The 7,188-nt window shown below is 42.8% G+C and carries 13 protein-coding genes; all 13 read right to left on the bottom strand.

Annotation, left to right across the window (positions count from 1 at the left end):
• Positions 1-153: 153 nt before the first annotated feature.
• Positions 154-801, bottom strand: coding sequence for a bifunctional phosphoribosyl-AMP cyclohydrolase/phosphoribosyl-ATP diphosphatase HisIE (gene hisIE / locus IQ219_RS14280; protein WP_190598447.1), 648 nt, complete (start codon positions 799-801; stop codon positions 154-156).
• Positions 802-947: 146 nt separating this feature from the next.
• The gene (locus tag IQ219_RS14275; RefSeq protein WP_228017119.1) at positions 948-1,337 is read right to left on the bottom strand and encodes a cyclic nucleotide-binding domain-containing protein; all 390 of its coding nucleotides are present in this window, start codon (positions 1,335-1,337) and stop codon (positions 948-950) included.
• Between the two features lie 136 nt (positions 1,338-1,473).
• Positions 1,474-2,427, bottom strand: coding sequence for a glycosyltransferase family 9 protein (locus tag IQ219_RS14270; protein WP_194073049.1), 954 nt, complete (start codon positions 2,425-2,427; stop codon positions 1,474-1,476).
• Positions 2,415-2,594: a hypothetical protein gene (locus IQ219_RS14265; RefSeq protein WP_190598449.1), complete on the bottom strand. Its 180-nt coding sequence runs from the start codon at positions 2,592-2,594 to the stop codon at positions 2,415-2,417. The genes IQ219_RS14270 and IQ219_RS14265 overlap by 13 nt, the downstream gene beginning before the upstream one ends.
• Before the next feature lie 136 nt (positions 2,595-2,730).
• The gene (locus IQ219_RS14260; RefSeq protein ID WP_194073048.1) at positions 2,731-3,690 is read right to left on the bottom strand and encodes a glutathione S-transferase family protein; all 960 of its coding nucleotides are present in this window, start codon (positions 3,688-3,690) and stop codon (positions 2,731-2,733) included.
• 176 nt (positions 3,691-3,866) lie between these two features.
• Positions 3,867-4,208 (bottom strand): XisI protein, encoded by a 342-nt coding sequence (locus tag IQ219_RS14255; RefSeq protein ID WP_194021100.1) that lies wholly within the window; start codon positions 4,206-4,208, stop codon positions 3,867-3,869.
• A 41-nt stretch (positions 4,209-4,249) separates the two neighbouring features.
• Complete coding sequence (locus IQ219_RS14250; RefSeq protein WP_194073047.1) at positions 4,250-4,615, bottom strand: XisH family protein; 366 nt, start codon at positions 4,613-4,615, stop codon at positions 4,250-4,252.
• A gap of 79 nt (positions 4,616-4,694) precedes the next feature.
• Complete coding sequence (locus IQ219_RS14245; RefSeq protein WP_194073046.1) at positions 4,695-4,997, bottom strand: DUF2442 domain-containing protein; 303 nt, start codon at positions 4,995-4,997, stop codon at positions 4,695-4,697.
• Positions 4,927-5,088 (bottom strand): hypothetical protein, encoded by a 162-nt coding sequence (locus IQ219_RS20570; protein ID WP_368667611.1) that lies wholly within the window; start codon positions 5,086-5,088, stop codon positions 4,927-4,929. Before IQ219_RS20570 ends, IQ219_RS14245 begins: the two co-directional genes overlap by 71 nt.
• Positions 5,089-5,152: 64 nt before the next feature.
• The gene (locus tag IQ219_RS14235) at positions 5,153-5,335 is read right to left on the bottom strand and encodes a hypothetical protein (protein ID WP_194073045.1); all 183 of its coding nucleotides are present in this window, start codon (positions 5,333-5,335) and stop codon (positions 5,153-5,155) included.
• An 11-nt stretch (positions 5,336-5,346) separates the two neighbouring features.
• Positions 5,347-5,598 carry a hypothetical protein gene (locus IQ219_RS14230; protein WP_194073044.1) on the bottom strand — a complete coding sequence of 84 codons (252 nt, stop codon included), beginning with the start codon at positions 5,596-5,598 and terminating at the stop codon, positions 5,347-5,349.
• A gap of 132 nt (positions 5,599-5,730) precedes the next feature.
• Positions 5,731-6,042 carry a DUF2442 domain-containing protein gene (locus IQ219_RS14225; RefSeq protein WP_194073043.1) on the bottom strand — a complete coding sequence of 104 codons (312 nt, stop codon included), beginning with the start codon at positions 6,040-6,042 and terminating at the stop codon, positions 5,731-5,733.
• A gap of 86 nt (positions 6,043-6,128) precedes the next feature.
• A complete protein-coding gene (locus IQ219_RS14220; protein WP_194073042.1) occupies positions 6,129-7,022 on the bottom strand; it encodes a Swt1 family HEPN domain-containing protein in 894 nt (297 codons plus the stop codon).
• Between the last annotated feature and the right edge of the window lie 166 nt (positions 7,023-7,188).

Here is a 7,188-nt window from a genome sequence, read left to right as displayed (position 1 = left end):
CTTCTGAAGTCTGGGGGGCATGGTCAACGGTGGACATATTAGTTGCTAAAAACTGAGAAATTTTGAGGCAAGGAAATTACGGGAAAAGCCGGGGTTCTCCCTACGTTTTTTCATGGTACCACGGCTTTTTGGGGTGACCTAAGCTGGGCACCGTTACTGGCGACGATCGCCAAGTTTGCGATAAACGGTCCGCAGATCGACGTTGTGATGGGCCAGGGCCACTAGGGTGTGATAGAACAAATCCGCTACTTCCCCGGCGATGGCTTCCGGATCGTCATCCTTGCAGGCCATAACCACTTCCGCACTTTCTTCACCGATTTTTTTCAGGATTTTATTATCTCCCCCCGCCAACAATTTGCAGGTGTAGGATTCAGGGGTGGGATGATCCCGGCGATCACCAATCACCCGGGCCAATTCCGTCAACATATCCGCTGGTGGAGCGGATTTATGCCCGTCCAGTTGGTGGAAGCAACTCCGTTCCCCGGTATGGCAAGCAATGTCACCTTTTTGCTCAATGGTCAGCAATAAGGCATCACTGTCACAGTCGTAGCGGATACCCAAAAGTTTTTGGAAATGACCAGAGGTGGCTCCCTTATGCCATAGTTCTTGGCGGGAACGGCTCCAATACCACACCTGCCCCGTGGCCAGGGTTTTAGCCAGGGCTTCTTGGTTCATCCAAGCCAACATCAACACCGTGCCGTCCAAATAGTCCTGGGCGATCGCCGGCACCAATCCCTGGTCGTTGTAGCGAATTTTATCTAAGGGCACAGCCTTGGCCAAAGGCAAATCAGAGTGGGACATCAGAGGAATAATGGGGGAACTCCGCCCCGCAGAACGGCTGGATATTTATTTCTCTAGCCTATCACTGGCTGTATTCTGGCCGGAAGTTGCCCAGGCCATGGCCCCACTCCGTCCTCTGGCTTGAATTTAAGCTCAAGTGAGTTTTTTTATTCGGCGATCGCCGCTTCATACACCTTTTTGAGGTTGCGGTAGCGGTCTGAATAGCTTTGGATCACTTCTATGGCAAACATGGGGGTTTCCTGTACCACAAAGAGAAAGCGCTCCCGGTCCATGGCCACCAACACGCAATCGGTTTTGGCGATCGCCGTAGAAGTTCTTTGGTGATCACCGTGGACAATGGCCCCTATGCCAAAAATCCCCCCCGCTTCAATGGTTTCAATTAACTGGCCATTCAGAGTCATTTCCACTTGCCCTTCCAGTATGCCAAACATAGATAGTTCCACCGCCCCTTCCCGGAAAATTACTTCCCCGGCCTTGTAGGTTTTTTCCAGTGTTTTTCCATAATTTTTCACGGTACTCAACATAATGCTAGTCATAAATAAGTTTCTCCTAAGGTTAAGCAAAGACTAAGAAAAGCCACCATCCAGAGCAGATAATGGACAGAAAAAGTTTGCCCCTATCCTATCAGTGGAAGAGGCAACCATCGCCATTGATACTTTCTAAAATAGTTATTTAGCGCCAAATTTTCTTTAACACTAAAGCCGGTTTTACATCCGCTTCTTTGCCACTGGGCACCTGTAAACCAATAAATTTTTCTTGATCCGGGGGAATAATACGGGCGGCGGGAGTTTTCCCCAGAATGGCAACGGTGTAGGTCCCCACGGCGATCGCCAAATGCATGGGAATTCCTTCCGTGCAAACCACCAAGTTAGCCCCCGCCAGGAGGGCCGCCATTTTACCCACATCCCCTGGACGTATGGCGATTGCCCCCGGATTGTGATCCTGCATGGCCTGCACCCAGCCCGTATCCTCCGCTGGAGGGATCAGCACAATTTTTAATCCCGGTTGTTTTTGTTTAATGTCTTCGATGATTTCATGCCACTGGGCAATGGGATAAGGAAAATCCCCCGTGTCCGGTTGACGTATGGCCCCGCCATTGAGCACTACATAACCCCCATTTCCCAGGTCTAACTTTTTCTGGGTTGCCTCCATCCACTCAATGTCCGCCTTGGGCAGAGTAATCTGCAACGGAGGACAGGGCCGATTGATACCAAAGCCTTGAGTTAGATCATGGAAAAGGAAAGGAACATATTGATCCGGTTTAAAAGAAACTGTCGCTGACAAAAAGAAACTCGCACTACCCTGGTAACCCACCCGTTGGGGAATGCCATTCAGCCAGAGAAGCAATTTAATTGTCCATTGCCTGGCCACCGTCACCACCGCTTCGTATTCCCGGTCACGAATAATGCCCAACAGATTTAAAAAGTCCGCTAGGCCGTTGCGGTCCCGATAATCGAAGGCCAGCACCTCATTAACCTGAGCACATACCCTGTAGGCCGACTTAGCTCTAGGTTCCACAATCACGTCAATCGTCGCCTGGGGATATTGCGCCTTGAGGGTGGCAAGGGTCGGGAAAAACAGAATTTGTTCAGAGATTCCACCGGGGACAAGGGCTAGGATGCGCATTGTTCAAAAGCTGAAACAGCAGCAAAGGGCGTTTTAATCAGATTCACTATAGCAACTTTTTCGCCAATCCCAGCCCCAGCAATGTCAGCAATATCTATGACAATTAACAAGGAGAGCTCTCCCTTGCCGTAAAACTTCCATGGTAATGATTTTTGATTGATGATCAAATGGCTATTCTCGCTGTGGTTGGGGCTCCGATTTTACAACTAATGCCAGAAGGGCATACTAGATACCCATAACGGTGAGGATGTTGGGAATAAAATATTAAGTAAAGTAAGGTTGGTCTGGGGGCGCGGGCAATGTTTAGGAGATCAATAGGTCCAACGCTGGCCCCATTGGTACAATTCCCGTGGGGTTGATAGTTAAATGACTTTCGTAGTAATGGCCCTTGATGTGTTGAAAATTGACCGTTTCAGCAATGCCAGGTTGTTGGTATAAGTCCCGTAGATAGAGCCGCAGGTTGGGATAGTCCTGAATCCGCCGCAAATTACATTTGAAATGTCCCACATAGACCGCATCAAAACGAATCAAGGTGGTAAACAAACGCCAATCCGCTTCGGTAATTTGTTCGCCGGTTAAATATCGATGATCTTGTAAAATCCCCTCTAACCAATCTAAACTCTCAAATAATGGGGCGATCGCCTCTTCATAGGCCGTTTGGGTCGTGGCAAACCCACATTTATAAACGCCATTGTTAATGGTGTGATAAATCCGGTCATTGAGGGCATCAATTTCGGCACGGAGAGCTTCGGGATAATAATCCCCAGGCTTTGCCCCCAACCCATCAAAGGCGCTGTTAAAAATTCTGATAATTTCCGACGATTCGTTATTAACAATGGTCTGAGTCTCTTTATCCCACAGGATAGGTACTGTCACCCGACCACTATATTGGGCATTTGCCTGGGTATAGATTTGGTAAAGATATTCCGCCTTAAATAACGGATCGGGCACTACCCCAGGGCCAGGGGCAAAGGTCCAGCCCTTTTCTCGCATTAACCAATGGACAACGGAAACGTCGATCATTCCCTCCAATCCCTTCAATTTACGAAAAATCAGGGTACGGTGCGCCCAAGGACAGGCCAGGGAAACATAAAGGTGATAGCGCCCTGCTTCGGCTTTGAACCCAGCATTACCTGAGGGACCAGGCGATCCATTGGGGGTAATCCAATGGCGAAATTGGGAGTCTTGCCGCACAAATCGCCCCCCTGTACTTTCGGTGTCGTACCACTGATCCTGCCAGATACCGTTGACGAGTAAACCCATAATGTCCTTGCGCTGAAGATTGCCATTGCCTCATTATGAAAGTTCCCGCTTGCTTTGGCTAATGCAACTGGCGATCGGTAACTATATCTCTGGAGCAATCAATCCAATACATAAATATGAAAGCCAATTACGGCGATCGCCATTCTCAAACTCACCGAAACGGCGATCGCCTGTCACTAAGCGACAGCAAACTCGGTTAATTGACGACTTTCAGGATCATGAAATGCTAAAACAATATCTTCTTTTGGAATCCCTGCTTCTAATAATTCAGAGGTAACTCCTATTTCTGTCCAATCCTGTTCAATATAAACTCTTTCATTTTTGATACGAATATGTATCTGAGTATTATTGATTTTCTTTTTATTTACCCAGCCAATAGACATCCATAGATAATGATCATGTTTTTCATCAAAAATCAAGCAAGTTTCTAATTTTTTTTTGGATGAGTTATTCGCAATTTTGTCTAGCTTGGTTAAGATATTTTGAATAATTTGGCGATAGTTGGTTAGTTTATCCATTGGACAACCTCCTCTTTTTCGATGTTGACAACTAATAAATCTCATTGGTGTCGTTTAATAACGGCTTGGATAGATCTTCGTTGGAAAAAAGTCTTATAAATTTCATCTTTGATAGCCAGATAGATTTCTTGATATTCATCTTGCCCTAATTGAATGAGATCACGATAAAAAATATATTGTCCCAAAGCCATTTCAAAGTCTTTCATCATTGAAGGGCCAAGAAAGCTTTTAATTTCAATGATAATTTTACGTTGTCTTTGTTCTTCGGAAATAAATTTCTCGATCGCCAGGTCTGGATACAATTCAGCGTCTTCATATTCAATAGGATAGGGATCAGCCGTAATTGTCCAGCCGTCTTTAATTAAGGCATTTTTAACAGCTTCGTGATAGAGGTCTTTTGCTGGCATTTGCCTCCTTCTATTTTGAATCAATATTTTTATTATAAGCGATCGCCCTTTCCAAATTTTATCAAAATGCGATCACTACTTAACTTCTTGATAAAAAGTGATCGCCTAACCAACGCTTTAATGATCGTTGACTGTCTCCAGAGGGTTGACCCAAAACTAAATTTTTAACACTAATAACTTCCTCAAGCTGAGTCCAGTATATGCCTATCGCTCCAGCAATCAAGCGATAATCTTGACGATCTTCCTGGGAGCCATGCAACAGCCGTGAATACCAGACTAAAGAGACCGAAATAGAACGCCCATCAAACAAATCAACGCTGAGAGCTTCGTCGGTGATAGTGACTTTTTGGATGAGTAAGGTATCTAAAGTCGAAGAATTCATTCCAACCTGCCAAAAGTTGTGTTTGATTTGCTTCTACAAGATTTTGAATACGGCTAATTTCAACACAACTAAATCCTCTATTGCTCTGGATGCGAATCGGATCTAGCCAGAACTTAGCTAGTTATTGATCACGCTCAACATGAACATGGAGTGGATCATGGCGATGAATCATCAAGCATTGCTTTCACTTCCTCTAAAGTATAGGTCGGCTCTCCTTCCTGCTCTTGTTTTGCTCGTCTTAAATCCTGCAAATCCTCAAAATCTTCTAGTGATAATAAGAATAAGCTATTTGGTTGAGATCCCTGGTGTGAAACTTCTGAGTCAGAGTTAAAATTCATAACTATTTGAATTAATTGTTTTCTTGTAAATTTTCAAGCTTTTTAGAAATAAGATTTTGTAAATCCTCATCACAGTGGGATTGCAAATGGATTGCGGCGACCAATATTTCCGCTAATACATCTCCCTTTTGCTGTTCAGCTAACTCAGAAGTTAGTAACTGATTAACCAAAGCAACAACATTTTGACAATCATCTCGTAACTCGATCATTAACCTATCTAGAGTTGAAGTCTGGGACTGAATTTCTTGGTCAATAATTGGCATTAATTTTTCCCCAATCTTTTCAATGCTTGCTGGATTCCCTTCTCGAAAGCCTTAATCTCCTTTTGCCAATGATAAATCAGAGTTTGATCTGGAGATTCTCTTTTTGATTCTAAGCTAATTTTTTCTCTATGTTCAGCAATTCGAGCTTCCAAGGAGGCGATCGCCTAACCAACGCTTTAATGATCGCCGACTTTCCCCAGACGATTGGCCCAGAACCAAATTTTTTAACACTACTTCAAGTTGATTCCAGTGTATGTCCATTCCTCCAGCAATCAAGCGATAATCCTGACACTCTTCCTGGGAGCCATGCAACAGTCGTGAATACCAGAGTAAAGAGACGGAAATAGAACGCCCATCAGACAAATCAACACTGAGCACCTCGTCGGTGATAGTGACTTTTTGAATGAGTAAGGTATCTAAAATTTCAATCGTCGAAAAATTCATTCCACCCCTCCGGCAGTTGCGTTTAGTTTGTTTCTATAAGTATTTTATCGCAGCCAATTTGATTCATTGCGAGATTTTGAGAAAGTCTAACTGTCAAGCAACTTAATCGCTTTAGTGGGATAGTCTCCATAAGGATTATCATGATCATATATCTCGACCATTCCCTTATCGTCTAGGATGTTAATCATTATGTAAGATGAGTGAACATCAAAGCCTTTATCTGCCAATGTCTTTGTGATAAATTTTTTGAGTCCAATAAATGGATTATCATACGGTATCTTTGACAGATTATTTTGCTCTTGCTGTAATTCTTTAATTAACTCATCCTCATTAATGGCTTTAGAATTTTGATAACTTGAAGATATTCTATCTTCATATTCTTGGTTGTCGGTCCTTTTAACTAACTCAGTTTCATTTCTGGTCTCTAGTGGCTGTATTGAAGGTTTTATCAATGCCTCTTTTTCCACAATGCTGAATACAGCTTCATTAATTTTTTTGTCAGCATTTGTGATTATTTTTTCTAAATTTTCAACACTACTTTTTGCGTTTTCTAAATCCTCTTCGGTAATGATATAGTTATGTGCAACTTTATTTCTGATTTTTGCACACTTCTCCCACAATGCCTTAAAATCTTTTTGCTCAAAATGATCCTTGAAATACTTTGAGTAATTTCCTTGAATTTCCTTTTTAAGTTCACTTAGATCGCTAGATAATTCAATTTTATTGAAAATATCATCAATTCGATTAAATGCTGTCTTTTGTTGATAAATAATTTCACCGAGTTCTTCAAAATCAACATATTCAACATCCACATCTATTAGTCCTTTCGCAAAGGTTGTGTCTTCCTTACTCCTTATTTTTATTTTTTCACTTGCCTTACTAGAGATTATCTGTTCTTGCCGTGAGTAATCTAGTCCGATTTTAATTGTAAAAAATTTAATAATATATCTTCTACGGCGGATTCCGCATCTAACTGGCACAGTAACAACAATGAGTAAAATAGTTCTGTCTAGTTGTAGCAGAATTCAGCATAACACCAATTTCTGCTAACTTTTCAACAGATTCTTTATCTTTAGGTCTAAATCGCCGAATGAAAGCTTTGAGTTCCCACCAAAGATGTTCAATAGGGTTAAAATCTGGAGAGTA

The organism is Synechocystis sp. LEGE 06083 (assembly GCF_015207725.1).
In the GTDB taxonomy this organism is placed as follows: Bacteria; Cyanobacteriota; Cyanobacteriia; order Cyanobacteriales; family Microcystaceae; genus Synechocystis; species Synechocystis salina.
The sequence above is the reverse complement of the archived record's forward strand: the minus strand, read 5'-3'. Positions and strand labels throughout refer to the sequence as shown.